Origin of the sequence: Pseudomonas sp. Sample_20 (assembly GCF_004307585.1) — a bacterium.
GTDB lineage: Bacteria > Pseudomonadota > Gammaproteobacteria > Pseudomonadales > Pseudomonadaceae > Aquipseudomonas > Aquipseudomonas atacamensis.
Genome location: NZ_RCOA01000020.1, coordinates 22,709 through 48,376 on the forward strand (window position 1 = coordinate 22,709; position 25,668 = coordinate 48,376).

The 25,668-nt window shown below is 61.0% G+C and carries 23 protein-coding genes; 13 read left to right on the plus strand and 10 right to left on the minus strand.

The window, feature by feature from the left end:
• Positions 1-86: 86 nt before the first annotated feature.
• Positions 87-1,040 carry a homoserine kinase gene (locus D8U70_RS03775; RefSeq protein ID WP_110644676.1) on the minus strand — a complete coding sequence of 318 codons (954 nt, stop codon included), beginning with the start codon at positions 1,038-1,040 and terminating at the stop codon, positions 87-89.
• A 53-nt stretch (positions 1,041-1,093) separates the two neighbouring features.
• Complete coding sequence (locus D8U70_RS03780; protein WP_041476480.1) at positions 1,094-1,384, minus strand: DUF2782 domain-containing protein; 291 nt, start codon at positions 1,382-1,384, stop codon at positions 1,094-1,096.
• Between the two features lie 74 nt (positions 1,385-1,458).
• Here D8U70_RS03780 and polA point away from each other — a divergent pair, with 74 nt between their 5' ends.
• Positions 1,459-4,263 carry a DNA polymerase I gene (gene polA, locus D8U70_RS03785; RefSeq protein ID WP_130928314.1) on the plus strand — a complete coding sequence of 935 codons (2,805 nt, stop codon included), beginning with the start codon at positions 1,459-1,461 and terminating at the stop codon, positions 4,261-4,263.
• 403 nt (positions 4,264-4,666) lie between these two features.
• Here polA and yihA read toward each other — a convergent pair whose 3' ends face one another.
• A complete protein-coding gene (yihA, locus tag D8U70_RS03790; RefSeq protein ID WP_122506339.1) occupies positions 4,667-5,311 on the minus strand; it encodes a ribosome biogenesis GTP-binding protein YihA/YsxC in 645 nt (214 codons plus the stop codon).
• A gap of 191 nt (positions 5,312-5,502) precedes the next feature.
• Here yihA and D8U70_RS03795 point away from each other — a divergent pair, with 191 nt between their 5' ends.
• From D8U70_RS03795 to D8U70_RS03830, 7 genes are all read left to right on the plus strand, one after another.
• A complete protein-coding gene (locus D8U70_RS03795) occupies positions 5,503-5,808 on the plus strand; it encodes a c-type cytochrome (protein WP_016772347.1) in 306 nt (101 codons plus the stop codon).
• Positions 5,809-5,838: 30 nt separating this feature from the next.
• A complete protein-coding gene (locus D8U70_RS03800) occupies positions 5,839-6,450 on the plus strand; it encodes a c-type cytochrome (RefSeq protein ID WP_016772348.1) in 612 nt (203 codons plus the stop codon).
• Positions 6,451-6,649: 199 nt separating this feature from the next.
• Positions 6,650-7,291: a thiol:disulfide interchange protein DsbA/DsbL gene (locus D8U70_RS03810; protein WP_130928315.1), complete on the plus strand. Its 642-nt coding sequence runs from the start codon at positions 6,650-6,652 to the stop codon at positions 7,289-7,291.
• Between the two features lie 14 nt (positions 7,292-7,305).
• On the plus strand, positions 7,306-8,184 hold the full coding sequence (locus tag D8U70_RS03815) for an endonuclease/exonuclease/phosphatase family protein (RefSeq protein ID WP_024014985.1): 879 nt from the start codon (positions 7,306-7,308) through the stop codon (positions 8,182-8,184).
• Positions 8,181-10,196: a GGDEF domain-containing protein gene (locus D8U70_RS03820; RefSeq protein WP_130928316.1), complete on the plus strand. Its 2,016-nt coding sequence runs from the start codon at positions 8,181-8,183 to the stop codon at positions 10,194-10,196. The genes D8U70_RS03815 and D8U70_RS03820 overlap by 4 nt, the downstream gene beginning before the upstream one ends.
• Positions 10,197-10,297: 101 nt before the next feature.
• The gene (locus D8U70_RS03825; protein ID WP_130928317.1) at positions 10,298-11,080 is read left to right on the plus strand and encodes an N-acetylmuramoyl-L-alanine amidase; all 783 of its coding nucleotides are present in this window, start codon (positions 10,298-10,300) and stop codon (positions 11,078-11,080) included.
• 75 nt (positions 11,081-11,155) lie between these two features.
• A complete protein-coding gene (locus D8U70_RS03830) occupies positions 11,156-12,769 on the plus strand; it encodes an EAL domain-containing protein (RefSeq protein ID WP_071173950.1) in 1,614 nt (537 codons plus the stop codon).
• Here the strand turns inward: D8U70_RS03830 and D8U70_RS03835 are convergent.
• Both D8U70_RS03835 and algB read right to left on the minus strand, forming a co-directional pair.
• Positions 12,766-14,556 (minus strand): ATP-binding protein, encoded by a 1,791-nt coding sequence (locus D8U70_RS03835; protein WP_024014981.1) that lies wholly within the window; start codon positions 14,554-14,556, stop codon positions 12,766-12,768. The genes D8U70_RS03830 and D8U70_RS03835 overlap by 4 nt on opposite strands.
• A gap of 10 nt (positions 14,557-14,566) precedes the next feature.
• Positions 14,567-15,913, minus strand: a complete 1,347-nt coding sequence (gene algB, locus D8U70_RS03840) for a sigma-54-dependent response regulator transcription factor AlgB (protein WP_024014980.1) — start codon at positions 15,911-15,913, stop codon at positions 14,567-14,569.
• A 428-nt stretch (positions 15,914-16,341) separates the two neighbouring features.
• Here algB and D8U70_RS03845 point away from each other — a divergent pair, with 428 nt between their 5' ends.
• From D8U70_RS03845 to D8U70_RS03865, 5 genes are all read left to right on the plus strand, one after another.
• Positions 16,342-16,626: a hypothetical protein gene (locus tag D8U70_RS03845; protein WP_122751328.1), complete on the plus strand. Its 285-nt coding sequence runs from the start codon at positions 16,342-16,344 to the stop codon at positions 16,624-16,626.
• A gap of 74 nt (positions 16,627-16,700) precedes the next feature.
• A complete protein-coding gene (locus D8U70_RS03850) occupies positions 16,701-16,865 on the plus strand; it encodes a DUF1328 domain-containing protein (protein WP_003177151.1) in 165 nt (54 codons plus the stop codon).
• Positions 16,866-16,867: 2 nt separating this feature from the next.
• Complete coding sequence (locus tag D8U70_RS03855) at positions 16,868-17,332, plus strand: inhibitor of vertebrate lysozyme family protein (RefSeq protein WP_016772356.1); 465 nt, start codon at positions 16,868-16,870, stop codon at positions 17,330-17,332.
• Between the two features lie 716 nt (positions 17,333-18,048).
• On the plus strand, positions 18,049-19,380 hold the full coding sequence (gene gltP, locus D8U70_RS03860; protein WP_039757150.1) for a glutamate/aspartate:proton symporter GltP: 1,332 nt from the start codon (positions 18,049-18,051) through the stop codon (positions 19,378-19,380).
• A 217-nt stretch (positions 19,381-19,597) separates the two neighbouring features.
• Positions 19,598-20,827, plus strand: coding sequence for a spore maturation protein (locus D8U70_RS03865; RefSeq protein WP_130928318.1), 1,230 nt, complete (start codon positions 19,598-19,600; stop codon positions 20,825-20,827).
• Positions 20,828-20,942: 115 nt separating this feature from the next.
• Here D8U70_RS03865 and D8U70_RS03870 read toward each other — a convergent pair whose 3' ends face one another.
• From D8U70_RS03870 to D8U70_RS03890, 5 genes are read right to left on the minus strand one after another with little or no spacing between them, the layout of a single operon-like run.
• On the minus strand, positions 20,943-21,569 hold the full coding sequence (locus D8U70_RS03870) for an ABC-type transport auxiliary lipoprotein family protein (protein WP_130928319.1): 627 nt from the start codon (positions 21,567-21,569) through the stop codon (positions 20,943-20,945).
• Entirely contained in the window at positions 21,566-22,504 is a 939-nt protein-coding gene (locus D8U70_RS03875; RefSeq protein WP_130928320.1) for an MlaD family protein, read from the minus strand. Before D8U70_RS03875 ends, D8U70_RS03870 begins: the two co-directional genes overlap by 4 nt.
• Before the next feature lies 1 nt (position 22,505).
• Complete coding sequence (locus D8U70_RS03880; RefSeq protein WP_071173945.1) at positions 22,506-23,309, minus strand: ATP-binding cassette domain-containing protein; 804 nt, start codon at positions 23,307-23,309, stop codon at positions 22,506-22,508.
• Positions 23,306-24,454, minus strand: coding sequence for an ABC transporter permease (locus D8U70_RS03885; protein ID WP_130928321.1), 1,149 nt, complete (start codon positions 24,452-24,454; stop codon positions 23,306-23,308). The genes D8U70_RS03880 and D8U70_RS03885 overlap by 4 nt, the downstream gene beginning before the upstream one ends.
• Positions 24,455-24,508: 54 nt before the next feature.
• Positions 24,509-25,537 carry a DUF5924 family protein gene (locus D8U70_RS03890; RefSeq protein WP_122705410.1) on the minus strand — a complete coding sequence of 343 codons (1,029 nt, stop codon included), beginning with the start codon at positions 25,535-25,537 and terminating at the stop codon, positions 24,509-24,511.
• Positions 25,538-25,668: the final 131 nt, after the last annotated feature.

The window sequence follows — 25,668 nt, forward strand, 5'->3', positions numbered from 1 at the left end:
GGGTCAGTCAGCAAAAATGCTGAACGGGCCGCCGCCTTCGCGAGCAGGCTCGCTCCCACAGGTTCATGTTTGCTTGGCGAATCTACTCAGAGGGCGAAGGGCAACGGTGTATTGACCTTCTGCCGCTGCGCCAGGCGCTGCTCGAATTCCTGCGGATCGTGAATCAACACATCCTGCCCGGCGAACTGCTCGGCGGCGATCAAGCGTGACAGCCAGAACCGCACACAGGCCACACGCAACATCGTTGGCCAGAGCTCAGCCTCCGCCGCCGTGAACGGGCGCAACGCCGCGTAGGCACCGAGGAATGCCCGGGCGCGCGGGCCATCGATCACGCCCTCCTCGTCCGAACACCAGTCATTCAAGGCAATTGCCACGTCATACAGCATCGGCCCCGAGCAGGCGTTGTAGAAGTCGATCAGGCCGGTCAGGTGGGTGCCTTCGAACATGGCGTTGTCGCGGAACAGGTCGGCGTGAATGTTCGCCCGAGGCAGCGCGAGGATCTTGTCTTTGCGCTCGGTGATCTCATCCAGCGCCTTTTGCAGCAAGGCACGCGGCTCATCGCTCAGGTGCGAGAGAAATTCAGTGCCCTCCTCCAGCATCCAGTCCAGCCCACGATCGGTCTTGCGCTTGATCATGCGCTCGCCCTGGGTCGCCAGGTGCAGATGCGCCTGCAACTCGCCGACCTGGGCACAATGCTGGGCGTTGGCGACTTTGATGTGCTTGCCGGACAGGCGCGGTTGCAGCAGCGCCGGTTTGCCTTTGAGCTCACGCAGGGCCAAGCCGTCGGTGGTGCGCAGGGCGTAAGGCACCGGCAGTTCGGCTTCGTGCAGCACGTCGAGCAGGTCGATGAAGAACGGCATCTCTTGCACCGGGCCGCGCTCGACCAGGGTCAGGACAAACTCGCCCTGCTCCAGGCTGATGAAGAAATTGGTGTTTTCGCTGCCGGCGGCGATCCCCTGGAAATCAAGCAGGCGGCCGAGCCCGTAAGGGGCGAGAAAGGTTTCCAGCTCGGGCCGAGCCAGGGGAGTGAACACAGACATGTCTTAACTGCCAGTACGGGCGCCGCAACGGCGGCGCCGAGTGAATTAAAAACCTACTTCCATTCGAAGATCTTCCATGACGGGATCAGCATATCCGGCTGATCCGAACGGATGAAATTGGCATCCGTCCCGTCGGCGCGCACCAGAAAGTACGGCGGCGCGCCCTTCGGCGTGACCTTGATCGCATAGAGGAAACCGTTCTGGCGGTACTCCTGAATGGTCTTGTCGCCCTCCGTGCGGATGGTGACCTCGGGGTCGCCGCCCGGCGCATCATCCGCCGCGATCGCGGCCAGTGGTGAGACAGCGATCAACCCGACCAGCAGCAAGCGATTTAACGTACGCATGATAACCTTGTCCCTTTGTCGTCAACGGTCCCGCTATTCTAGCCCCGGACCCGCCGAAAAGGTTGATCCTGCTCATGAGCCAAGCCCCCCTCGTCCTGGTGGACGGTTCGTCTTACCTGTACCGCGCCTTTCATGCACTGCCACCACTGACCACGTCCAAAGGCCTGCCGACCGGTGCGGTCAAAGGCGTGCTGAACATGCTCAAGAGTCTGCGCAAGCAGTACCCGGACAGCCCCTTCGCCGTGGTGTTCGACGCCAAGGGCGGAACATTTCGCGATGAGATGTACGCCGAATACAAGGCCAACCGGCCAAGCATGCCCGATGACATGCGCGTGCAGATCGAGCCGCTGCACCAGAGCGTGATCGCCCTCGGCTTCCCGCTCCTGTGCGTCGACGGCGTCGAGGCCGACGACGTGATCGGCACCCTCGCCCGCAGTAGCGCAGCGGCGGATCGCCCGGTGATCATCTCCACCGGTGACAAGGACATGGCGCAACTGGTCGATGGCCACATTACCTTGGTCAACACCATGTCCGGTAGCTCGATGGATGTGGAGGGCGTTAAGGAGAAATTTGGCGTCGCACCGGAGCAGATCATCGATTATCTGGCGCTGATGGGCGATTCGTCCGACAACATCCCGGGCGTGCCGGGCATCGGCCCGAAGACGGCGTCCGGCCTGCTGGTTGGCGTCAACGGCGGTCTGACCGAGCTGTACGCCAACCTCGACATCGTGCCGACCCTGCCGATCCGTGGCGCAAAAACCTTGCCGGCCAAGCTCGAAGAGCACCGGGAGATGGCTTTCCTGTCCTATCAACTGGCGACCATCAAGGTCGACGTGCCACTGGATATCGGCCTCGATGATCTGCAGATGGGCCAGGAGGATCCGGCCAAACTCTACGAGCTGTACACCCTGCTGGAATTCAAGAGCTGGCTCAATGATCTGGATCGCGATGCCAAGCGTCTGGAACTGAGCGCGGCGGCCGAACCTGCGCCGGCGGGCGATCTGTTCAGCGCCCCGCAAGCCGAGGCACCTGTTGCTCCTGTCGAGGCCGCCTACGAAACCATCCTCGATCAGGCCCGCTTCGACGTCTGGCTGGAAAAACTGCGCAACGCCAGGCTGATCGCCTTCGACACCGAGACCACCGGCATCGACGCGCAGCAGGCGCAACTGGTTGGCCTGTCGTTCGCCGTACAGGCCAACGAAGCCGCGTACATCCCGCTGACCCATTCCTACATCGGCGTGCCGGAGCAGTTGGATCGCGACACCGTGCTGCGCGCACTCAAGCCGATTCTGGAAGACCCGAACAAGCTCAAGGTCGGCCAGCACGCCAAGTTCGACATGAACATTCTGGCCAACTGCGCCATTGGCGGCGATCAGAGTGAAGGCATCAGCGTGCGCGGCATCGCCTTCGACACGATGCTCGAGTCCTACGTGCTCAACTCCACCGCGACCCGCCACGACATGGACAGCCTCGCGCAAAAGTACCTCGACCACACCACGGTGAGCTTCCAGGACATCGCCGGCAAAGGTGCCAAGCAACTGACCTTCGACCAGATCGCTCTGGAACAGGCCGGGCCCTACGCCGCCGAAGACGCCGACATCACCCTGCGCCTGCATCAGACCCTGTTCGACAAGCTCAGCGCGATTCCGAGTCTGGCCAGCGTGCTGACCGACATCGAAATCCCGCTGGTACCGGTGCTGGCGCGCATCGAACGCCAGGGCGCGTTCGTCGATGCCGAGTTGCTGGGCATTCAGAGCATTGAGCTGGGCAACAAAATGGTCGCGCTGGAGCGTGAAGCCTTCGAAATCGCCGGGGAAGAATTCAACCTCGGCTCGCCGAAGCAGCTGGGCGTGATTCTTTATGAAAAGCTCGGCCTGCCGGTGCTGAAGAAAACCGCCAAGGGCCAGCCGTCCACCGCTGAAGAAGTGCTGGCGAAACTCGCCGAAGACGATCACCGCTTGCCGAAGGTGCTGATGGAGCACCGTTCGATGAGCAAGCTGAAAAGCACTTACACCGATCGCCTGCCGGAGCAGATCAACCCGCGCACCGGGCGCATCCACACTTCGTATCATCAGGCCGTGGCCTCGACCGGGCGCTTGTCATCCAGTGATCCGAACTTGCAGAACATCCCGGTGCGCACTGCCGAAGGCCGGCGTATTCGCCAGGCGTTCGTCGCGCCAAAAGGCTACAAACTGCTGGCGGCGGACTATTCGCAAATCGAGTTGCGGATCATGGCCCACCTGTCCCGCGACGAAGGCCTGATGAACGCCTTCCGCAACAATCTCGACGTGCACACCGCGACCGCTGCCGAAGTGTTCAAGGTCGAGCTCGATCAAGTGACATCCGACCAGCGCCGCAGCGCCAAGGCGATCAACTTCGGTCTGATCTACGGCATGGGCGCGCAGAAGCTCGGCAAGGACATTGGCGTCGACACCAAGACCGCCAAGGCCTACATCGACACCTACTTCGCCCGTTATCCAGGCGTGCGCGAATACATGGAGCGTACCCGCGCGCAGGCAGCCGATCAGGGCTATGTCGAAACCTTCTTCGGTCGTCGCCTGTATTTGCCGGAGATCAACTCGAACAAGCCACAGGAGCGCGCCGCCGCAGAACGCACGGCGATCAACGCACCGATGCAGGGCACGGCGGCGGATATCATCAAAAAAGCCATGGTGGCTGTGGATAACTGGCTGGCAACGTCGGGGCTGGATGCCCGGGTCATCCTGCAGGTGCACGATGAACTGGTGCTGGAAGTTCGCGAGGAGCTGGTCGAGCAGGTCAGCGCTGAGATTCGCCTGCACATGAGCGAAGCGGCGAAACTGGATGTGCCGCTGCTGGTGGAAGTTGGCGTGGGCAACAATTGGGATGAGGCGCACTGAGTGTTGCACAGTTGCCGCGACCTACCGTCGCGGCAACTCCCGGGAATCCGGCTTAGATCGAAAAACGCTTCAGGCTATTCCAAAGCTTTTTGAAAAAAATCTGAACTAATCTGTCGATCGAACACTCAGAGGTACTGAATGGCTGGTGAAGCCCTTCGATGCTCCTATGTTGTGTTAAGTGTTGGCAGATATCTGAACCCCGCCCTAGCGGTTCGGAACTTGAACCCCGGAACTTCTCCCTCCCCAATGAAGTCCGGGGCTTTTTTTGCCCCAAAACTGGCTGTGATGCCGTCATGCTGCGTTAAAAGCACCGCTAAAAATGCTCATTTAGGTACCCTAAACTCCGCTTTTTAGCGGTGCTTTCGCCTTGCCTGACAGCACCACAGTCAGTTTTGAAATTGTCTTACTCGGCTGCCGCCTCGGCGCCTTTGTCTGCCAGTTCCATCCAGTCGGCCAGCACAGTGTAGGCCTCTTCCAGGCCCATGCGTTTTGGTGCGGAGAACAACTGGATGGTGATCGAGTCGCCCCAGCCTTTGCGGATTTCCGACTGTACTTTCAGCAGGGTGTTCTTGGCGGCGCCGTAAGTGAGCTTGTCGGCCTTGGTCAGCAGGATGTGCATTGGCATCCCGGCAGCGACGGCCCAGTCGAGCATCAGCAGGTCGAAGTCGGTCATCGGATGGCGGATGTCCATCATCAGAATCAGACCTTTCAGACTCTCCCGACCACCGAGGTAAGCCTCGAGGTGGCGCTGCCAGTGTTGCTTGAGCGGGATCGGTACTTTTGCATAACCGTAGCCCGGCAGGTCGACCAGACGGCGATCTTCGTCTAGCTTGAAGAAGTTCAACAGCTGTGTGCGGCCCGGAGTTTTCGAGGTGCGCGCCAGGCTGGCGTGGGTCAGGGTGTTCAGCGCGCTGGACTTGCCGGCGTTGGAACGACCGGCAAACGCCACTTCGAAGCCTTCGTCGTCAGGGCATTGATCGACTTTGGCGGCACTGAGCATGAACGTGGACTGTTGGCACAGGCCGAGGATGGGATTCTTGAGTTGCATGGGATTTCCGATGTGGGCGGCGCCGGGATTGGGCGCGGAACGCGGTGTCGCTTCCGTTTCAGTGACGCCAGTATATAATGCCGCAGATTCTGTGTGTGCTTTGTCCCAGCGAAGGATGAAGTTCACGAGAGCGACAGACTTTGATTGCGCATTAGAACGCAGAACGCTCTCAACCCTGAAAAGGTCGTTTTATGACGAAATGGCTGCTGGCTGCCGGAGTCTTGATGCCGCTTTACAGCGCACAGGCTACACAGGATCCGGAAGCTGTGTACAACCGTGTTTGTGGTGCCTGTCATTCCGGCCAACTACCCATGGCGCCCGCAAGAGGCGATCAGGAAGCTTGGACGCCGAGGTTGGCGAAAGGTATGGGGACGCTGGTGCAACACGTGACCCAGGGTTTCAAGGCGATGCCGCCGCGTGGTTTGTGCATGGACTGCAGTGCCGAGGATTACCAGGCCATCATCCTGTGGATGAGCGAGAGTAAGCCCGGTCCATAACTTAACCCTTAGCCGTAGTTGGATTAGCTGATGAACAAATTGATCGTGAGTCTGCTGTTGACCGTGGGAATTTCAGGTGTCGCCCATGCTGCCGGCGATGCCGCAGCAGGCCAGGCCAAAGCTGCCGTGTGCGGAGCCTGTCACGGCCCGGACGGCAACAGCATGGCGCCAAACTTTCCGAAACTGGCAGGTCAAGGTGAACGCTACCTCGACAAGCAATTGCACGACATCAAGTCGGGCAAGCGCGTGGTGCTGGAAATGACCGGGCTGCTGACCAACCTGAACGATCAGGATCTGGCCGACATCGCCGCGTACTTCGCCAGCCAGAAAGGCAGCGTCGGCGCCGCCGATCCGAAGATCGTCGCTCGCGGTGAAGCGCTGTTCCGTGGCGGCAACCTGGAAAAAGGTCTGCCAGCCTGCACCGGCTGCCACTCGCCGAACGGCTCCGGCAATGCCGCCGCAGGCTTCCCACACTTGGGTGGCCAGCACGCTCAATACATCGCCAAGCAACTGACCGATTTCCGCAAGGAAGACGGCGGTCGCGCCAACGACGGCGACGCAATGACCATGCGCACCATCGCACGCAAGCTGAGCGACGAAGACATCGCTGCGGTTTCCAGCTACATCCAGGGCCTGCACTGAGGCCCTGAATCGAGGGCTGAACGAGGCGCGCAGCGTCGGCCACGTTAACGCTCGATTAATCCTTCGCAGCAAGTATAAAAAGGGTGGCTTTGGCCGCCCTTTTTTGTGGCCGCTGCCGTTACACTACAGCACTCATGCCCGCCAGGATCTGTGTCGCAACAGGTCGAGCGAGGCGACCCAAATTGTTCAGGAGTAAAGCATGCGTAATCTGATCATCAGCGCCGCCCTCGTCGCTGCCAGCCTGTTCGGCGTCACCGCCCAGGCCGCTGAAGCCCCTGCCGCCCCTTACGTCGAACTGGCCAACCCGGTGCCGGTGGCAAAGCCTGGCAAGATCGAAGTGGTCGAGCTGTTCTGGTACGGCTGCCCGCATTGCTACGCTTTTGAGCCAGTGATCAATCCATGGGTTGAAAAACTGCCGTCCGACGTCAACTTCGTGCGCATTCCCGCCATGTTCGGCGGCCCATGGGATGCTCACGGCCAGATGTTCCTGACTCTGGAAGCCATGGGTGTCGAGCATCAGGTGCACAACGCCGTGTTCAACGCGATCCAGAAAGAACACAAGAAGCTCACCGACAAGAACGACATGGCTGACTTCCTCGCCACTCAAGGCGTGGACAAGGACAAGTTCCTCGCCACCTTCGACTCGTTCGCTATCAAAGGCCAGATCGTCAAGGCCCGTGAGCTGGCGAAGAAGTACGAAATCACTGGCGTGCCAACCATGATCGTCAATGGTAAATACCGCTTCGACATCGGCTCTGCCGGTGGTGCCGAACAAGCATTGAAGCTGGCTGACGATCTGGTCGCCAAAGAGCGAGCGGCGAACAAGGCTACTGCCAACTAAGCGCGGCATTCGCCATGCGCCGCTGGAAGTCCGAACGCATCGTCGGCCTGCATGATCCGCAGGTCAACGAGCATCATCTGGCGTCTACGGGCCTGCCCGCAGACCAGCGTCTGCGCTTGCTCAGCTTCAACATTCAGGTCGGCATCAGCACCGAGCGCTATCGACATTACCTGACCCGCAGCTGGCAGCATCTGCTGCCGCACACCGGGCGCTCCGGCAATCTGCAGAAGATCGGTGACCTGCTCGGCGACTTCGACCTGGTCGCGCTGCAGGAAGCCGATGGCGGCAGCCTGCGTTCAGGCTACGTCAATCAGGTCGAACATCTGGCCCACCTCGGCGCCTTTCCCTACTGGTATCAACAACTCAATCGCAACCTCGGTCGACTGGCCCAGCACAGCAATGGCGTGCTCAGTCGCCTGAAGCCGTGGGCGATCGAGGACCACCCGCTGCCCGGCCCGAAAGGTCGCGGCGCGATCCTGCTGCGCTTCGGCGAAGGTCCGGAAGCGCTGGTGGTGGTAATGATGCACCTGGCCCTCGGCGCGCGGACGCGCAGCCTGCAACTGGCCTACATTCGTGATTTGATCAGCGGCTACAAGCATCAGGTGCTGATGGGCGACATGAATACCCATGCCAGCGACCTGCTCGAACACTCGCCGTTACGCGATCTCGGCCTGCTGGCCCCGCAGGTGGAAGCGACCTTCCCCAGCTGGCGCCCACAGCGTTGCCTTGATCATATTCTGCTCAGCCCGACCCTGACCCTGGAAAAGGTCGAGGTGCTGGCCCAGCCCATTTCCGATCACCTGCCGGTCGCGGTGGAAATTCGTCTGCCGGGTTCGCTCACGGCCGACGCATTGCCCGCGTTGAGCCCTGCCCCTCGCGGAACCTGTGAATGAGCGACGACGCCCAGCGCTGGAAAGAGAAGTACCTCAAGAGCATCGAACAGCAGGACAAGCTCGAACGCCGCTGGGCCGCGCGACTCGACCTGCTGCGGCGCGGTCTGGTGCGCAGCACGCTGGCGGCCGAGGGCACCGACAAGGCTGTTGATCAGTGCATGAAAGAAATGCGCGAAGTCGTGCGCACCGATGACATGGACGCCGGCCTCGCCGCCCTGCTGCCGCGTCTGGAAAAAGCCGTGCTCGACTCCGAGCAGCGCCGCGAGACCCGCATCGATCAGGTCAGCACCGCGCTGACCGCGCTGGTCACCCAGTTGCAGGCTTTGCCGCTGCCGCGCGAAGTCGCGCAACCGCTGAAGAAATTTGCCAAACAACTGGACAGCCGAGTCGGTCAGGCGCGGGAAATGCCACTGCTGCTGAGCGAACTCAGTGGCTTGCAGGGCAAGGCCTTGAGTCAGTTGGAAACGCCTGCCGAGCCGGGGCGGCCGGGGTTGTTGCAGCGTTTGTTTGGTAGTCGCGACAGTGAAGAAACCGTTGCACCGGCGGCCGACATACCAGCAACACCAGTGCCGCAGCTGGTCGAAGCTCAGCAGCCTGAACCGGAGCCTGCGCAATCGGCACCGGTGGCCAACGCGGAGCCAGCGATCGCAGCGCCCGAGACCATCATCGAAACGCCCGCCCAGACGCCGCCTGATGAGCCGCAAGTCGTTGCGTTCGCTGCGCCTGTGGTCGTCGTTGAAGCCGAGCCAGTGCAGGTTGAACCAGCCGCTGACACCGAGATAACCGTCGCTGCGCAAGTAACCGAAGCACTCAACCCCGACGAACTGATCCACCCCGACGATCCGTCGCCGCTGCTCCTCGACAGCCTGCCCTTGCCCGAGCCGATCGCTCAGGCCTTGGCCGCCATCGACCCGGAGCAGTCGGAGCACGACATCCTCTTCGCTCTGCCGGATTCCCCGGAGCCGTCCTACAGCTCCGTAGCCAGACATATCGAAGACACGCTGATCGGCCTGCTCGACGACCTGACCCTGCCCGAGCGTCATCGGCCGCAAGCCGAAGCCATGCGCGAACGGCTCAAACACGGGCTGAACTGGTACGAACTGTTGCCGATCCTCGACGATCTCGCGACTTTGATGCTGGCGATTACCGACAGCGGTCAGCACGAATTCGAAGCCTATCTGCAGCAACTCAACGAACGCCTCGAAGCGTTTCAGAGCAACCTGCAAGCGGCCAGCGAAGGGCATGCCGACAATAGCTCGGCGGCGCGGGCCATGGACACGCAGATTCGCGAGCAGGTCGACGGCTTGCAGAGCAGCGTCCAGCAAGCAGCCGACCTCGATGACCTCAAGCATGTGCTGGAGAATCATCTGGAAGGCCTGCTGGGAACGATGGATCAGCACCAGAAGCAGCGCGACGCCCGCGAGCAGGAAGTCGCCGCCAGGTTGAAGAGCCTGTCGGAGCGCGTGGCGCATATGGAACAGGAAGCCATGGGCTTCCGTGAACACCTTGAAGAGCAGCGGCAGAAAGCCCTGATCGATCCGTTGACCGGCCTGCCCAACCGCGCGGCGTGGAGTGAACGCCTGGAGCATGAGATCCAGCAATGGCAGCAGCACGGCAACACCCTCAGCCTGGCCATGCTCGACCTCGATCACTTCAAGCGGATCAACGACAGCTACGGCCATCTGGCCGGCGACAAAGTGCTGAAGATCATCGCCACGGTATTGCGCAAACGCCTGCGCGGCTCGGATTTCATCGCCCGTTTCGGCGGTGAAGAGTTCGTGCTGTTGCTGCCCGCGACGCCACCAGCGGTGGGCGCGAAACTGCTGGAAACCCTGCGCGCGGCGATCGAAGCCTGCCCGTTTCATTTCAAGGGCGAGCGAGTGACCATCACCATTTCCATGGGACTCGCGTCATTCCGGGTGGGAGAACACAGCGATCTGGTGCTGAAAAGAGCCGATCAGGCGCTGTACCGAGCGAAAAACGCCGGGCGCAACCGAGTCGAGCTCGGCTAAGGCAATTGTTCCATTTTGTTTAAATCCGCCCGCTGGCGGACTCTGAGCAAATCCGTACGTTACACTGTTGCATTATCGTTTTCAGCGTATCGTCCTCTGCCATGAAATTCCTTGCCCTTGTTGCCTCGCTGCTCGTCCTCGCTGGTTGCGCCAGCGGTCCGCGCTATGACACCAGCCACCCTTCGGCCAATTACGACAGCCGCATCCAGTTCGTTGTGGTGCATTACACCTCCGCGTCTCTGGAGCGTTCGCTGCAATTGCTGACCCATGGCGACGTCAGTAGCCATTACCTGATCGGCGATGACAAGAACGCCACCGTGTACAAGCTGATGGACGAAAACCAGCGCGCCTGGCACGCCGGCGAAAGTCAGTGGCAGGGCCGTACCTGGCTGAACTCCAGTTCCATCGGCATCGAAATCGTCAATCCCGGCTACAAGGACACCCCGACCGGGCGCCTGTGGTATCCGTACAGCGAGGCGCAGATCCAGTCGTTGATCACCCTGCTCAAGGACATCAGCAAACGCAACGGCATCAGCCCGCGGCACATCATCGGTCACAGCGACATCGCGCCGTTGCGCAAGCTTGATCCGGGGCCACTGTTCCCCTGGAAACGTCTCGCCGCCGAAGGCCTTGGCCTGTGGCCGAACGAGCAAGCGGTGGCGCGTCAGCAGGCGGTGTTCAACAGCAACCCGTTGCCGGAGATCGGCTGGTTCCAGGCGCAACTCGCGCGTCTGGGTTACGACACACCGCAGACTGGCGAGCTGGACGTCGCCACGCGGCATGTCCTCGCCGCGTTCCAGATGCATTACCGCCCTGCCCGCTTCGACGGCACCCCGGATGCACAAACCGCGGCACTTCTTTTGGTCCTCAATCAGACAAAATAATGACGCCCGCCCGACGGTCAGGGCGAAATCGCAATCAGCAGCTATAACTCATGGTAATTCTTCGGAAAATCCCTGATGGCTGCGACCCGAGAGACGCTGCGTAGCTGGTTTTATCGCCCTGTTTTTTTGGCGATGATCGCGGCTGTCCTCAGCGCCAGCCTGCTGATTGCCGGCGGTATGTTCGCGGCGATGCGCCAGATGGAAATGCGCGAGAGCCAGGAAATGAACGCCCAAGGCGAGCGTTTCCTCGCGCGCCTCGAACAATTGTTCGGCCAGTTGCGCGAAAGTCTCGACGACCTTGAAGCCCAGCCCTTGCGCGGCTGCGACGAAGAAATGATCGCGACTTTGCAGCAAGTCACCTTCAACTACCGCTTCGTCTACGAAGCCGCATATATGGACGCTTCGCGGTTCTGCTCCAACCGTCCGCGCCAGGAAGGTCTGTCGTTGGTGCGCGCGCCGGACATTCAGGGCCCGACCTACAGCTATTGGCTGAACACCACCACCGAACCCGATGAAAACCGCGCGGCGCTGATGCTCGGTCGCGGCAATTTTCGTGTCGCTACCTCGCGTGGGCATTTGACCGACATGGTCGATCTGTCGCCCGGCAGCAGCTTGCTGGTGGTGCTCGATCACGGCACTCGAGCGATTCCGGTGCTCGGCACCGCACAGACCTGGCCACCGACCGAACCCTGGCCCCCGAAGAGCCGTGATGCGCTGCAAGTCACGCAAACGCGGCTGATCTATCGCATGCCCACCGACAACCCGGAATATCAATTGGTGCTGATCACGCCGCGCACGGGCATGCACGTCCCGGCGGTGTGGTGGTGGCTGTTGCCGGTGTGCCTGATCGCCGGCGCCGTTGTCGGCTTTCTGACCTTGCTACTGGTGCGTCAGCGCCAGTCGCTGGATGCCGAGCTGCACGGGGCGATCCGCCGGGGTGAGTTGCAGGTGCTGTATCAGCCGATCTTCGATCTCGACAGCCGCAACTGCGTCGGCGCCGAAGCGCTGCTGCGCTGGCGGCGCCCGGACGGCACGCTGACCAGTCCCGACCTGTTCATTCCCATGGCGGAGAACACCGGGCAGATCCGGCAGATGACCGACTTCGTCTTGCAGCGTCTGCTCGAACAGCTGGGTCAGTTACTGCGCGCCAATCCGCAGCTGTATATCTCGGTGAACCTCGCGGCCTGCGATGTCATGGTGCCGCGCATCGGCCAGGTCATGGCGCGGCTGCTCGCGTTGCACCGTGTCGCCGCGCGGCAGATAGCCTTCGAAGTCACTGAGCGGGGCCTGATTGATGTGGTGGTGGCGCGGGAAAACCTGCAAGCCTTGCGCGACGTCGGCCATCAGGTGCTGATCGATGATTTCGGCACCGGCTATTGCAGCCTCGCCTATCTGCAGACCTTGCCAGTGGACTGCCTGAAGATCGATAAGGCGTTCATCGATGCGCTCGGCCATGACGCAGCGAGCAGCGGCGTCGCTCCGCACATCATTCACATGGCGCAGGCGCTGGATCTGAAAGTGATTGCCGAAGGCATCGAGCTGGAATCCCAGGCAGCGCTGCTCAGCAGTGAGGGGGTCAAGTTCGGTCAGGGCTGGCTGTTCGCCCACGCACTGAGCGCCGTGCAATTCATCGAACTGATCACCCGCGGCAGGCGCCTTGCCGCGCGGCGTATGGACGACGAAGCCTAGACGGCCAGCGCCATGTAGAACTGGGTGCCCTGCCCCGGCCGCGAATAAACGCCCATGCGTCCGCCGTGCAACTGGACGATTTCCTTGCACAGCGCCAGGCCGAGCCCGGCGCCGCCCTTCTTGCGCCCGACCTGCACGAACGGCTCGAAAATCCGCCCCTGCTGGCCGTAGGCAATGCCTTCGCCATTGTCTTCGACACTGATGATGACCCGCTCGCCATGGCGGCGCGCCTGCAGCCGGATCTGGCCGTCGCGGGCGGTGTGCCGCAAGGCGTTGTCGATCAGATTGTCGAGGACGCGATCGAGTTGCGCCTGATCAGCCTGCAACCTCGGCAGCGGGCCTTGAATCTCGACGTTCAGCGCCACACCTTTGGCCGCAGCCACGTCGGCAAAGCGCAGTTGCGCCTGCTCCAGCAGGTCCTCAATGGAACATGGCGCCAGGGTGAGTTTCTGTAGACCGTTCTGGTAGCGCGAGAAATTCAGCAGGTCGTTGATCAACTGCATCAGGCGCTGCATTTCTTCGTTGACCGTATCCAGCAGGTCAGCTTCGCGCGATTCCGCCGGGAACTTGGCCCGCTCGCGAAACAGCCCGAAGGCCATGTGCATGCCCGTCACCGGCGTGCGCAGCTCGTGGGAAGCGCGCAAGACAAACTCACTGCGCACGCGCTCGAACGCGCGTTGCTCGGTGACGTCGTGCAGCACCATCACCGCGCCGAGAATATGCCCCTGGGTATGACTGACCGGCGTCAGGCTGTAGGTCAGCAGGCGCGATTCGCCATCGACTTCGATGCTCAGATCTTCCGGCGCGCGCTCCAGCGTGCCGCCGCGCAGGACCAATTGCAGTTGCGCATCCAGCTCCGGACGGCCGAGTGCAGTACCCAGGCCTTGGCCGAGCCGGTCGTCTTCCCAACCCAACTGGCGCTGAGCAACAGGGTTGAGGTGTTCGAGCTGGCCCTGGCGATCAATCATCAACAAACCGTCGTCGATACTGTCGAGCACCGCTTGCAAACGCTGCTGACCGGCCAACAGTTCGTCGACATTCATCGCCTGGTGTTCGCGCAACGCCTCGGCCATCAGGCCGAAGCGTCGCGACAGCAGGTTGACTTCCATGGCCGTGGAAATCGGCAGGGTCACGTCATAGTTGCCCTGGCCGATGTTGTCGGCAGCCTTGGCCAGCGCTTCGATCGGCGCGCCGAAGCGTCGGGCGATGCCTTGGGCGGTGACGAAACCGATGATCAGCACCGCCAGCCCCACCAGGCCAAGCAGCCCAGCAATCAGCAACGCGCGTTCGCGGGCAGCGTGCTGGACCGCGTTAATGGTTTCCAGCGCATGTTTGTGCTCAGCAATCAGGCCATTACGAAGAATGTTGAAGCGCTCGCGGAAATCCGCGGTGGTACTGGCGTTCTTCGCCGCTTCGGCGGTCACGTCGAATGAGGCGAGGAAGTTCAGGTAGTCGGCCTTGGCCTGGCGGAAACCGTAAGGCTGGCCATCGCCCTCCTGCTGCTGGGCGATGCCTTGGTCGAGCAACTCGAAGTAGTGCTGTTTGGACGCTTCGAACGCAACGGGATCGGGTTTTTCGGCGAGCATGATGATCAATTGATCACCGAGGGTCTGGCGCAGCTTGAGGCCAAGATCCAGGGTGACGAAGTTGCTGCGCACCAGCGCTTCCTGCGACCCGGCCATCTGCATCACGCTGACCAGCCCGAGCAAGAGCCCGAGCAAGGCCACGGTGATCAACGCAGAAATGCTCAGGAACAGGCGCGTGCGCAGCTTGATCGCCAGTTTCATCGCGCAGTGCTCACAGGTTGTACTGCTTGCGTTTGCGATACAGGGTCGAGGCGTCGATGCCGAGGGTTTTCGCCGCTTGGTCCAGAGTGCCGGCGGTGGCCAGCACCGCGCCGATGTGCGCTTTCTCCAGCTCGTCCAGGCTCAGCGCCGCGCCGACCCGTGGCGCGTTGTTAGCCGGTTGTTCGGCCATGCCCAGGTGGCTGATTTCCACGCGTTCCTGCGGGCAGATGATGCTGGCCCGCTCGACGACGTTGCGCAGTTCGCGAATGTTGCCCGGCCAGCGATAACCGAGCAGTGCTTCGCGCGCCTCATCGCTGAAGCCGCGCGCTGGGCGTGCGTACTCTTTGACGAAGCGTGCGAGGAAGCGATCGGCGAGGGTCAGGATGTCTTCGGCGCGCTCGCGCAATGGCGGCAGATGCAGGGTGATGACGTTGAGACGATAGAGCAGGTCTTCGCGGAAACGGCCGTCGCGGACCATGTCTTCGAGATTGAGGTTGGTGGCGGCGAGGATGCGCACATCGGCGCGGCGAGTGACCGGGTCGCCGACCCGCTCGTATTCCTTGTCTTGAATGAAACGCAGCAACTTGGGTTGCAAAGTCAGCGGAAAGTCGCCGATCTCGTCGAGAAACAGCGTGCCGCCGTCCGCCTGGTTGACCCGACCCAAAGTACTTTCGCTTGCGCCGGTGAACGCGCCACGGCTATGGCCGAACAGCTCGCTTTCCATCAGCTCGGCAGTCAGCGACGGGCAGTTGATAGTGACGCAGGATTTCTTCTCGCGCTTGCTCCAGCCGTGGATCGCACGGGCCAGTTCACCTTTACCCGTGCCGGACTCGCCAAGGATAAGAATGTTGGCGTCGGTGCTTGCGACCTGCCGGGCCGTTTCCAGCACGACTTTCATCGCCGGGCTGTGGGAATCGAGACCGTCTTTCGGTTTGCGGATCTCGCCTTCCAGCGCTTCAAGGCGCGCGGAGAGCTGGCGCACTTCCAGCTGCTTGGCGGTGGCCAGGCGCAGTTGATCAGGGCTGCATGGCTTGACCAGATAATCGGCGGCGCCAGCCTGGATGGCATCAACCGCGGTGTCGACCGCCGAATGGGCGGTGACGATCACTACGCGCATCCACGGCGCCTGAATGCGCATCTGCGCGAGGACGTCGAGACCGTTGTCCTCGCCCAGGCGCAAATCAAGGAAGCACAGATCGAAGACCTGACGTTGCAGCAAAGCATCGGCCTGGGCTGCGCTATTGGCAGTGGCTACCGTATAGCCTTCGTCTTCGAGGCAATAACGAAACGTACGCAGGATGGCGGATTCATCGTCCACCAGCAGAATGCGGCCTTGTTGCTCAGTGGCAGATTCCATTTTTCCTACGCTCCATAGTGATTAGTCTTGGGTTAGTCCCGGAAAAATCGGGCAAGTTGCATGGTTGATTCTGAACGATACCAGCCATAGGAGGGTAGCTCTCTACTGCCATAACGGCCAATTCATTGATTTCGTTGAGTTTTAAAACATTCTGCGTTTTGCAGGGCAGATCCTGCGTCCTCTTCTGACATCTGCGTACCGGTAGCAATTCCATATCATCGAAATTTCCCACGAAATAATCGTGCATTGCGCACGACCGCAGAAGAGCCATCGTGCAGGATGCGTCTTAGGAAATTTCTCAAACACTCCTAACCCATTGTTTTCATTGATTTTTTTACAGATGAAAAAACTGGCATGCAGGCTGCAATACCTCACTCAGCCCGGGCAGAACAGCACTGCCCCAACCGAACAAGCGTGAGGAACACAGGATGACTCGCCCAATCGCCGCCCAAGTACGTATTTCGCCACTGCAGATCCAGCAAGGTCTGTTCGGTGTACTGGCGTTGCTGATCACCCTGATCGTCTGCCAGCAGTACATGAGCTGGGAAAACAGCCGTAAACCCGAGCTATTGATTTCGATGCAGCACAGCACTCAGACGCACTTCAGTGCCGTGAGCAGCAGCCAGGCTGAAAACGCTTCGATGCACATGATCGATGTCGACCAGGCGCAACCGCTGGATCAATTGCCACGGGAAGAGCGCTGGGTTTTCTAAGTCAGTGAATACATTCGGGCGCGTAGCGTCGGAAACCGGAAATACCCCTAAATAGAGAAGTAAGGAGAATCACCATGTTGAGCTGGGCAATTACATTCTTGATCATTGCCATCATCGCCGCCGTTCTGGGCTTCGGTGGTATCGCGGGCACCGCCACGGGTATCGCCAAGATTCTCTTTGTCGTGTTCCTGGTGATGTTCATCGCTTCCTTCTTCTTTGGCCGTCGCGGCCGAGGTTAACGATGATCGGTCTCAAGACATTGGCCGCCGCCCTGCTTCTGGGCGGCAGTGCCATGGCCATGGCGGCCAATGACGGCCAGACCCGGGTCAACGAACTGCTCGCCTCCGACGCGCAGTACCGTGAAACCTGGGAAGGCGTGATCAAAAAGGAAGAGCGCGTACCGGAATGGGTGATCAACCTGTCCGGCACCTCCGAGCAACAGATGCATGCCGTTACGGAAGATGGCGATCAGTATCTGGTCGGCCCGCTCTGCGAGAGTCAGGACAAGTGTCTGAATCACCGTTTGATCGTGGCCTTCAGCTTCGACAAGGATGACGCCTACGCCATGCTGGTCGATGTGCCGGAAGGTCTGCCGCAGGACAAGTCGCCGACGCGACACGCGACTTATCGCTTCTTCGGCAAACCTGATCAGGGCATGCAGGATCTGCTGATGGAAACCCTGAAGAAAGATCCGAAGTGGTACTGACGCAGGACGCGCAACGGTTTCGAACACGAGAGCAGCGCCCCGCTGCTTTCCATTGCACCGCCCGATGAGGGTCGGTGCATGACCAGGGGGCCGGGATGTTCTGACTGATACAGGGTCGGAGTGACCTACGGGTACAGGGAGTACCTGCGCGAGGGCCGGGTCAGGGTAAAAGCTGCGCCGCAGGTTCGTCGACCCGATGGTCTGACGAATCTGCGCTGGGCTTTGAATCAGCTAAACCATTGATCCAGCGCGCCAATCCCCTTCTTTGAATCGTCGACACTGTGCGGAAAAACATTTCGCGGTGTTTCCTGACGACCGTATATCGACAAAGATCGCGCTCGATTCGTGTAACTCCTAGTCTTTCGATTTGGAGTTTTTCTGGAAATTTCCGCCAATTCCCGCTGTACAAAATTTGACCGCCCTAAGCTGTAATGGCCGGTTCACGGCACTTATGCCGGCTGAAATGTCACAATCGAACCGCTTGGGACGCCAGTTTCAATTGAAAAAGCTCATGCCGATTCGGCATAGGGTAGGCGTTTACGGCATTAGACGGCGCCACCTTGCATCGGAATAGTTGCGCCTTTTTTCGCCTGCCGAAGAGCCGTAAACACGCGCTTCGGGGCACCTTATACGGAGGCAGATGCACAGACTTTTCCGCTGATGAGCGTTCCAGTTCCTGCATGTGCCTGAGTCAAACGCAAGTAAGGGTAAAGATAATGAAGAAGGCAAAAATCAGCCTCGCCTGGCAGATCCTCATCGGTCTGGTTCTGGGGATTGCACTGGGTGCGTTGCTGAACCACTTCAGCGCCGAGAAGGCCTGGTGGATCAGCAACGTCCTGCAACCGGCAGGCGATATCTTTATCCGTCTGATCAAGATGATCGTGATCCCGATCGTCATCTCCTCGCTGATCGTCGGTATCGCCGGCGTCGGCGACGCCAAGAAGCTCGGGCGTATCGGCCTGAAGACCATCATCTATTTCGAAATCGTCACCACCATCGCCATCGTCGTCGGCCTGGTGCTGGCCAACGTGTTCCATCCAGGCACCGGCATCGACATGAGCACCCTGGGCACGGTGGATATCTCCAAGTACCAGGCTACCGCCGCCGAAGTGCAGCATGAACATGCGTTCATCGAGACCATCCTCAACCTGATCCCGTCGAACATCTTCGCGGCCATGGCTCGCGGCGAAATGCTGCCGATCATCTTCTTCTCCGTATTGTTCGGTCTCGGCCTGTCGAGCCTGCAGTCGGACCTGCGCGAGCCGCTGGTAAAGATGTTCCAGGGCGTTTCGGAAAGCATGTTCAAAGTCACCCACATGATCATGAACTACGCTCCGATTGGCGTATTCGCACTGATCGCGGTGACCGTCGCCAATTTCGGCTTCGCTTCGCTGTTGCCGCTGGCAAAACTGGTGATCCTGGTTTACGTCGCCATCGCCTTCTTCGCCTTCGTCGTGCTGGGCCTGATCGCCAAGCTGTTCGGCTTCTCGGTGCTCAAGCTGATGCGCATCTTCAAGGATGAGCTGGTGCTGGCCTACTCGACCGCCTCCTCGGAAACCGTGCTGCCACGGGTGATCGAGAAGATGGAAGCCTACGGCGCGCCGAAAGCCATCTGCAGCTTTGTGGTACCGACCGGTTACTCGTTCAACCTCGACGGCTCGACCTTGTACCAGTCGATCGCGGCGATCTTCATTGCCCAGCTGTATGGCATCGACCTGTCGATCAGCCAGCAACTGCTGCTGGTGTTGACGCTGATGGTCACCTCCAAAGGTATCGCCGGCGTACCGGGCGTGTCCTTCGTGGTGCTGCTGGCCACGTTGGGCAGCGTCGGCATTCCACTTGAGGGCCTGGCGTTCATCGCTGGTGTCGATCGCATCATGGACATGGCGCGTACTGCACTGAACGTGATCGGTAATGCCTTGGCAGTGCTGGTTATCGCGCGCTGGGAAGGCATGTACGACGACGCCAAGGGTGAGCGTTACTGGAACTCCCTGCCGCACTGGCGCAGCAAGGAAAAACTGCCGGCTGGCGAAATTTCCAAGAACTGACACCCCCCTGTAGGAGCTGCCGCAGGCTGCGATCTTTTGATCTTGCTTTTAAAAAACAAAAATCAAAAGATCGCAGCCTTCGGCAGCTCCTACAGTAGATTGAGGCCACCCAGTAAATCGGGGGGCGGCAGATCCATACGAACCCCGGAGCAATCCGGGGTTTGTCGTTTCTGGCGACCCCGCTATCATTCGCCGCATTCTTCGGGGGATTTGACTGATGCTTAATGGCCTGTGGCTTGGCTTCTTCATCGTGGCAGCCGTGTCGGCGCTGGCGCAGTGGCTGATCGGCGGCAACGCCGGGATCTTCGCGGCGATGGTGGAAAGCATTTTCGCCATGGCCAAGCTGTCGGTCGAAGTCATGGTGCTGCTGTTCGGCACCCTCACCCTGTGGCTGGGCTTTCTGCGCATCGCCGAGAAAGCCGGAATCGTCGAGTGGCTGGCCAAGGTGCTCGGCCCGCTGTTTCTGCGGCTGATGCCGGAAGTCCCGGCCGGCCACCCTGCCCTCGGCCTGATCACGCTGAACTTCGCCGCCAACGGTCTGGGCCTGGACAACGCCGCCACGCCGATCGGCCTGAAAGCCATGAAAGCGCTGCAGGAGCTCAATCCCAGTGCCACCATCGCCAGCAACGCGCAGATCCTGTTCCTGGTGCTCAATGCCTCGTCGTTGACCCTGCTGCCCGTGACCATCTTCATGTACCGCGCCCAGCAAGGCGCGCCGGATCCGACGCTGGTGTTCCTGCCGATTCTGCTGGCGACCAGTTGCTCGACTATCGTCGGTTTCCTCTCCGTAGCTTTCATGCAACGCCTGCGCATCTGGGACCCGGTGGTCCTCGCCTATCTGCTGCCCGGCGCGCTGATTCTCGGCGGCTTCATGGCCCTGCTTGGTACGCTTTCTGTGACAGCACTGGCGGGATTGTCGTCGATCCTCGGCAATCTCACGCTGTTCGGCTTGATTATGCTGTTTCTGCTGATCGGCGCGCTGCGTAAGGTCAAGGTGTACGAAGCGTTCGTCGAAGGCGCTAAAGAAGGTTTTGATGTGGCAAAGAACCTCTTGCCGTATCTGGTGGCGATGCTCTGTGCGGTTGGCGTGTTGCGCGCCTCTGGTGCGCTGGATTTCGGCCTGGACGGTATTCGTCATCTGGTCGAATGGGCCGGCTGGGACACGCGCTTCGTCGATGCGCTGCCGACGGCGATGGTCAAACCGTTTTCCGGCAGCGCCGCGCGGGCGATGCTCATCGAGACCATGCAGACCTCCGGCGTCGACAGCTTCCCGGCGCTGGTCGCGGCGACGGTGCAGGGCAGTACCGAAACCACGTTCTATGTGCTGGCGGTGTACTTCGGCGCGGTGGGGATTCAACGCGCACGGCACGCGGTGGGGTGTGCGTTGCTGGCTGAGTTTGCTGGTGTGGTGGGCGCTATCGGGGTCTGCTACTGGTTCTTTGGTTGAGCAAAATTCCCATGTGGGAGCGAGCCTGCTCGCGAAGACGGAGTGTCAGTCAACGCTTAAGTGACTGATACACCGCTTTCGCGAGCAGGCTCGCTCCCACAGGAGTTGTGGTGTGTCAGCGCGGTTGCGGGGCGAGTTTCTGGCCTTGCTCCACGGCCCAGGCCACAACCTTGGCCGTAAGGCGATCACTGGCCTGGCCAAACCCGGCAACCACCGCTGGCACCTGCACATCATTCAACGGCTGGCGCTCTTCAAAACGGCGGCTGGCGAGGATGCGCTGATCATAGCCGCGCACCAGCAACGCATCGACCCGCACCACGACGCCGGCCTGGGTGCCCTGATATTCGGTCTGAAACGCCTGCAAACTGCCGCCCAGTTCCAGATCCGCCTGGAAGTTGCTGTCGTCGGTGCTCAGCAACGTCACTCTGCCGTCACGCTGGAATCCATCGAGCAGGCGATTGCGCAGCAGTACCGGCGCCGGATCGCTCCAGCGCGAGCCCTTGTAGGAGCTGATCACATCGCCCTGCGGAATCACGGCAATGCTCGGCCGGTTCAGCGTTTCGCTGGCCTGCAATTTATTCAAGCGCAGCGACCACGGCTGAACCGTCGCCGGGCTGGCCGAGGCGGGCGCCGGTGCAGCGGGCAGGCGGTAGACATCCGAAGGTTCCGACTTGGGCAAGATCGAGCACGCGCCGATCAGGATCAGGCCAGCGCCGAGCAGGGCGATTCGAGTCAGCTTCATGGGGTGAATTCCTTGTTCTTGTCGCTGCCCAGCAGGTAGCCGCTGGGGTTGGCCTCGAGGCGTTGGGAAATGGCGCGCAGCGAGGTCAGCGTCTCGCGCAGTTCGCGAATCGCCGGGGCCAGGCCGTTGAGGCCCTGCATGCCGTTATCCAGCGAATTCTGGTTTTTGCTGAGCAAGCCATTGATGGTCACGCTGCTTTGCTCCAGTGACTTCATCGCCTGTTCGGCACTGCCCAAGGCCTGCTTGCCCTGATCGTTAAGCAGGCCGTTGGCGTTGCGCATCAACAGTGAGGTCTGCTCAAGCATGCTGCCGGCCTGCTTGCCGACGGTCGCCAGTTGCTGCATGGCTTGTTTGATGTCGCCGCGCTGGTCGTTGATGGTGCCGGTGGTCTGTTCCAGATGGGTAAGGGTCTTGCTCACACGCTCGACGTTTTCCGCAGAGAACATGTGGTTGGCGTTTTGCAGCAGGGCGCTGATGCCGGTCATCAAGTCGCTGCTGTCGTTGAGCAGGCGGGAAATAGGCGAGGGCGAGGCGACCAGAGTTGGCAGCTTGCCGTCATGCCCGCGCAGTTTCGGGCTCTCGGGTGTGCCGCCGCTGAGCTGGATGATCGACGTGCCAGTAATGCCGGTCAGTGCCAGCTTGGCCTGGGTGTCTTCCTTGACCGGCGTGTCGCCCGCCAGACGAATCCGCGCCAGCACCCGGCGCGGGTCCTGCGGGTCGAGGCGCAGGCTGACCACGTCACCGACCTTGATCCCGCTGTACTGCACCGAGCTGCCCTTGGAGAGACCGCTGACCGCCTCGTTGAACACCACTTCGTAATCCTTGAACTCGGTGTCGACGCTGGATTTGGCCAAAAACAGGCCGAAGAGCAGGGCGCCGGCCACGACGATCACCGTGAACAGGCCGATCAACACATGATGGGCTCGGGTTTCCATATCAGACCTCGTTGAGCAATTTGGCGGCGTCCAGCGCCGAGCGGCCGCGCGGGCCGTGAAAGTATTCGTGAATCCACGCGTCGGCGGTTTCCGAGACGACGTCGATAGGGCCGGCAACCAGCACTTTCTTCTGCGCCAGCACCGCCACGCGATCGGTGATGGTGTACAGCGTGTCGAGGTCGTGGGTGACCAGAAACACACTCAGACCCAACGCGTCACGCAGGGTCAGGATCAATTGATCGAACTGCGCCGCGCCAATCGGATCAAGGCCGGCGGTGGGTTCGTCGAGAAACAGAATGTCCGGATCCAGCGCCAAGGCCCGCGCCAGCGCCGCGCGCTTGATCATGCCGCCGGACAGCGACGCAGGGTATTTGTCCGCCGCCGACAACGGCAGCCCGGCCAGCGCCAGTTTCACCGCCGCCAGATGCTCGGCGTCGTGACGGCTGAGGCCGGCGTGTTCGATCAGGGGCAGGGCGACATTCTCGGTCACGGTCAGCGACGAGAACAGCGCGCCTTTCTGGAACAACACACCAAAGCGCCTTTCGATCAATGAGCGTTCATGCTCGGGCAGATTCGGCAGGTTCTGGCCGAAGACCTTGACCATGCCTTCGCTGGGCCGATTCAGCCCGACGATGCTGCGCAGCAGCACCGATTTACCGGTACCGGAGCCACCGACCACGGCGAGAATTTCGCCTTTGTACACGTCCAGATCAAGGTTCTCGTGCACGCTCTGCGGGCCGAAGCGATTGCACAGGCCACGGACTTCGATCACCGCCTCCGAGGGCGCGCGGGGTAGACGACTCACCAGCCCATCTCCATGAAAAACAGCGCGGCCACCGCATCGAGCACGATCACCACGAAAATCGACTGGACCACGCTGGAGGTGGTGTGCGCGCCGACCGATTCGGCGCTGCCGCTGACCTTGAAACCTTCCAGGCAACCGATCGCCGCGATCAGGAAGGCGAAGATCGGCGCCTTCACCAGCCCGACCAGAAAATGCTGAATGCCGATGTCCGATTGCAGCAGCGAGAGGAACATCGCCGGCGAGATGTCCAGCGACACCGCACACACCACACCGCCGCCGACGATCCCCGAGAGCATCGCCAGAAACGTCAGCATCGGCAGCGCCACCAGCAGCGCCAGCACACGCGGCACCACCAGCAATTCGATCGGGTCGAGGCCAAGGGTGCGGATTGCGTCGATTTCTTCGTTGGCCTTCATCGAGCCGATCTGCGCGGTGAATGCACTGGCGGTGCGCCCGGCCATCAGGATCGCCGTGAGCAACACGCCGAATTCGCGCAGGAACGAGAAGCCGACCAGGTCCACGGTAAAAATCGTCGCGCCGAAACTGGCCAGCACTGTGGCGCCAAGAAACGCCACCACCGCGCCGACCAGAAACGTCAGCAGGGCCACGATCGGCGCGGCATCGAGACCGGTCTGCTCGATGTGCGCGATCATCGGTGTGATGCGCCAGCGCTTGGGCCGCAACAGGCCACGGGCGATGACTTCGAGAATCAGGCCGACGAAGCCGAGCAGTTGCAGCGTGTCGGTCCAGACCTTGTCCACCGCGCGGCCAATGCGCGTCAGCAGTTGCACGCTGACGCTGATTTCCGGCTCCTTGATCGGTACGCAGAAATCGCTCAGCGAGCAGTACACGGTTTGCAGCAAGGCGCGGTCGGCAGTTGAAAGGGTGCAATCGGGGTGTTCGGCGGATTTGCCCAAGCGTTCGGAACCGAGCAGTTCAACCAGCAACGAGGCGCCGGCGGTGTCGAGGGCACCGAGGCCGTTCAGATCGATGGCAGTGTTGGCGTCATACTGGCCGCGGAGCTTTTCGCTCAAGTGCTTGAGCGCGGTGTAGTGGGCGAGCGTCCAGTCGCCGCTGACGCGCAGGCGGGCAGGGCTAAACGCGGTGTCCAGGTGGGCACTGCCGGGGGTTGGGCTGCTGGTCATAAGCTCCGTGCTTGTACGGCCGTTACGAGATCCTACGTAATAGCACGAACCGGATTACTTTTCTTTGGCCGGTGTGCTGTCGGTAATTGCGAAACGCAGCACGCCGATCAACTGGCCATCCTCGGTCAGCACCCGCACCTGCCACTTGCCCGCCGGGTTGCCGGGGAAATTCTGCTTGTGCGTCCACGCCCGGTAGCCTTCCTTGCGCCCGCCATGGATGTCGAGGGCGATGCGGTCGACCTCTTTGCCGTTGAAGGTCCACACGTGATAAATCCGCTCATCGAGACCGCGCGGCGCGTTAATCGCAGTGTAGGCGTAGAGCCCGCCGCTGCGGATCTGCTCGGCGCTGACGGTTTCGAGGCTGGCGCCGGGGGTGCGATCCTGCAGCTGCGTGCTGATCGCTACGTCGGTCATCCACAGCGTTGCCGGCGGCACCCACGAACGCAGCGCCCAACCGACGCCGCCGATGCCGACTGTGATGAACAGAATCGCCAGGGCGTTGCGCACCGTGCGGATCGGGAAGATCGATGCCAGGCTCGGGAACGACAGCAGCACGGCAATCCCCAGCGCCCATTTGAAACTCTGCGCGGTGGTCAGGTGCATGATCACCGGCAGCGCGGTGAGCAGGGCGGCGAACAGGGTCAGGGTGTGCAGCGCGAGAAACGCCCAGCGCCGTGGCGCCAGCCATTTGTAGTACAGCGGATCGACGATAGAGATCAGTGCAGCAACGCTGAGCAGCCCCGTGAAGACAAACTGGCCGCTGTTCCACGTGGTGGTGATGAAGAAGAATGGCAGAACGAAAAACAGGCTTTCCTGATGGATCATCTGCGTCGCGTAGCGCAGCAGCGGCTGGGGAATCTCGCGCTTGAAAATCCGTGTGAACAGCCCGGTCAGGGTGTTTTCCAGCATCAGCCAGATCCAGCTGAGCAGCATGATCACCGTGATCCAGCTGGCCAGCCCCTGTTGGCGATCGACGAGGATGAAACTGCCGACCCCGGAAATGAAACCACCCGCCGCGATCAACCCGGGGTAGCGCTTCATCAGCTCGAGAAGGCGCTGGATAAGGAGGGTCAGTTTTGGCATTTTGGCGGTTCACGACGATATGGGGAAAATCCCGGAAAGGTTAACGCCGCATGCCCCTTGTGGCGAGGGGATTTATCCCCGATCGGCGGCGCCGCCGTCGTAGATCCTGCAAGCGAATTTTGTCTGGATAT

Excerpts from the sequence above, each read along its gene's own strand:
- D8U70_RS03775 (WP_110644676.1), bottom strand. The coding sequence starts at position 1,040 with ATGTCTGTGTTCACTCCCCTGGCTCGGCCCGAGCTGGAAACCTTTCTC.
- D8U70_RS03780 (WP_041476480.1), bottom strand. The coding sequence starts at position 1,384 with ATGCGTACGTTAAATCGCTTGCTGCTGGTCGGGTTGATCGCTGTCTCA.
- polA (WP_130928314.1), top strand. The coding sequence starts at position 1,459 with ATGAGCCAAGCCCCCCTCGTCCTGGTGGACGGTTCGTCTTACCTGTAC.
- yihA (WP_122506339.1), bottom strand. The coding sequence starts at position 5,311 with ATGCAACTCAAGAATCCCATCCTCGGCCTGTGCCAACAGTCCACGTTC.
- D8U70_RS03795 (WP_016772347.1), top strand. The coding sequence starts at position 5,503 with ATGACGAAATGGCTGCTGGCTGCCGGAGTCTTGATGCCGCTTTACAGC.
- D8U70_RS03800 (WP_016772348.1), top strand. The coding sequence starts at position 5,839 with ATGAACAAATTGATCGTGAGTCTGCTGTTGACCGTGGGAATTTCAGGT.
- D8U70_RS03810 (WP_130928315.1), top strand. The coding sequence starts at position 6,650 with ATGCGTAATCTGATCATCAGCGCCGCCCTCGTCGCTGCCAGCCTGTTC.
- D8U70_RS03815 (WP_024014985.1), top strand. The coding sequence starts at position 7,306 with ATGCGCCGCTGGAAGTCCGAACGCATCGTCGGCCTGCATGATCCGCAG.
- D8U70_RS03820 (WP_130928316.1), top strand. The coding sequence starts at position 8,181 with ATGAGCGACGACGCCCAGCGCTGGAAAGAGAAGTACCTCAAGAGCATC.
- D8U70_RS03825 (WP_130928317.1), top strand. The coding sequence starts at position 10,298 with ATGAAATTCCTTGCCCTTGTTGCCTCGCTGCTCGTCCTCGCTGGTTGC.
- D8U70_RS03830 (WP_071173950.1), top strand. The coding sequence starts at position 11,156 with ATGGCTGCGACCCGAGAGACGCTGCGTAGCTGGTTTTATCGCCCTGTT.
- D8U70_RS03835 (WP_024014981.1), bottom strand. The coding sequence starts at position 14,556 with ATGAAACTGGCGATCAAGCTGCGCACGCGCCTGTTCCTGAGCATTTCT.
- algB (WP_024014980.1), bottom strand. The coding sequence starts at position 15,913 with ATGGAATCTGCCACTGAGCAACAAGGCCGCATTCTGCTGGTGGACGAT.
- D8U70_RS03845 (WP_122751328.1), top strand. The coding sequence starts at position 16,342 with ATGACTCGCCCAATCGCCGCCCAAGTACGTATTTCGCCACTGCAGATC.
- D8U70_RS03850 (WP_003177151.1), top strand. The coding sequence starts at position 16,701 with ATGTTGAGCTGGGCAATTACATTCTTGATCATTGCCATCATCGCCGCC.
- D8U70_RS03855 (WP_016772356.1), top strand. The coding sequence starts at position 16,868 with ATGATCGGTCTCAAGACATTGGCCGCCGCCCTGCTTCTGGGCGGCAGT.
- gltP (WP_039757150.1), top strand. The coding sequence starts at position 18,049 with ATGAAGAAGGCAAAAATCAGCCTCGCCTGGCAGATCCTCATCGGTCTG.
- D8U70_RS03865 (WP_130928318.1), top strand. The coding sequence starts at position 19,598 with ATGCTTAATGGCCTGTGGCTTGGCTTCTTCATCGTGGCAGCCGTGTCG.
- D8U70_RS03870 (WP_130928319.1), bottom strand. The coding sequence starts at position 21,569 with ATGAAGCTGACTCGAATCGCCCTGCTCGGCGCTGGCCTGATCCTGATC.
- D8U70_RS03875 (WP_130928320.1), bottom strand. The coding sequence starts at position 22,504 with ATGGAAACCCGAGCCCATCATGTGTTGATCGGCCTGTTCACGGTGATC.
- D8U70_RS03885 (WP_130928321.1), bottom strand. The coding sequence starts at position 24,454 with ATGACCAGCAGCCCAACCCCCGGCAGTGCCCACCTGGACACCGCGTTT.
- D8U70_RS03890 (WP_122705410.1), bottom strand. The coding sequence starts at position 25,537 with ATGCCAAAACTGACCCTCCTTATCCAGCGCCTTCTCGAGCTGATGAAG.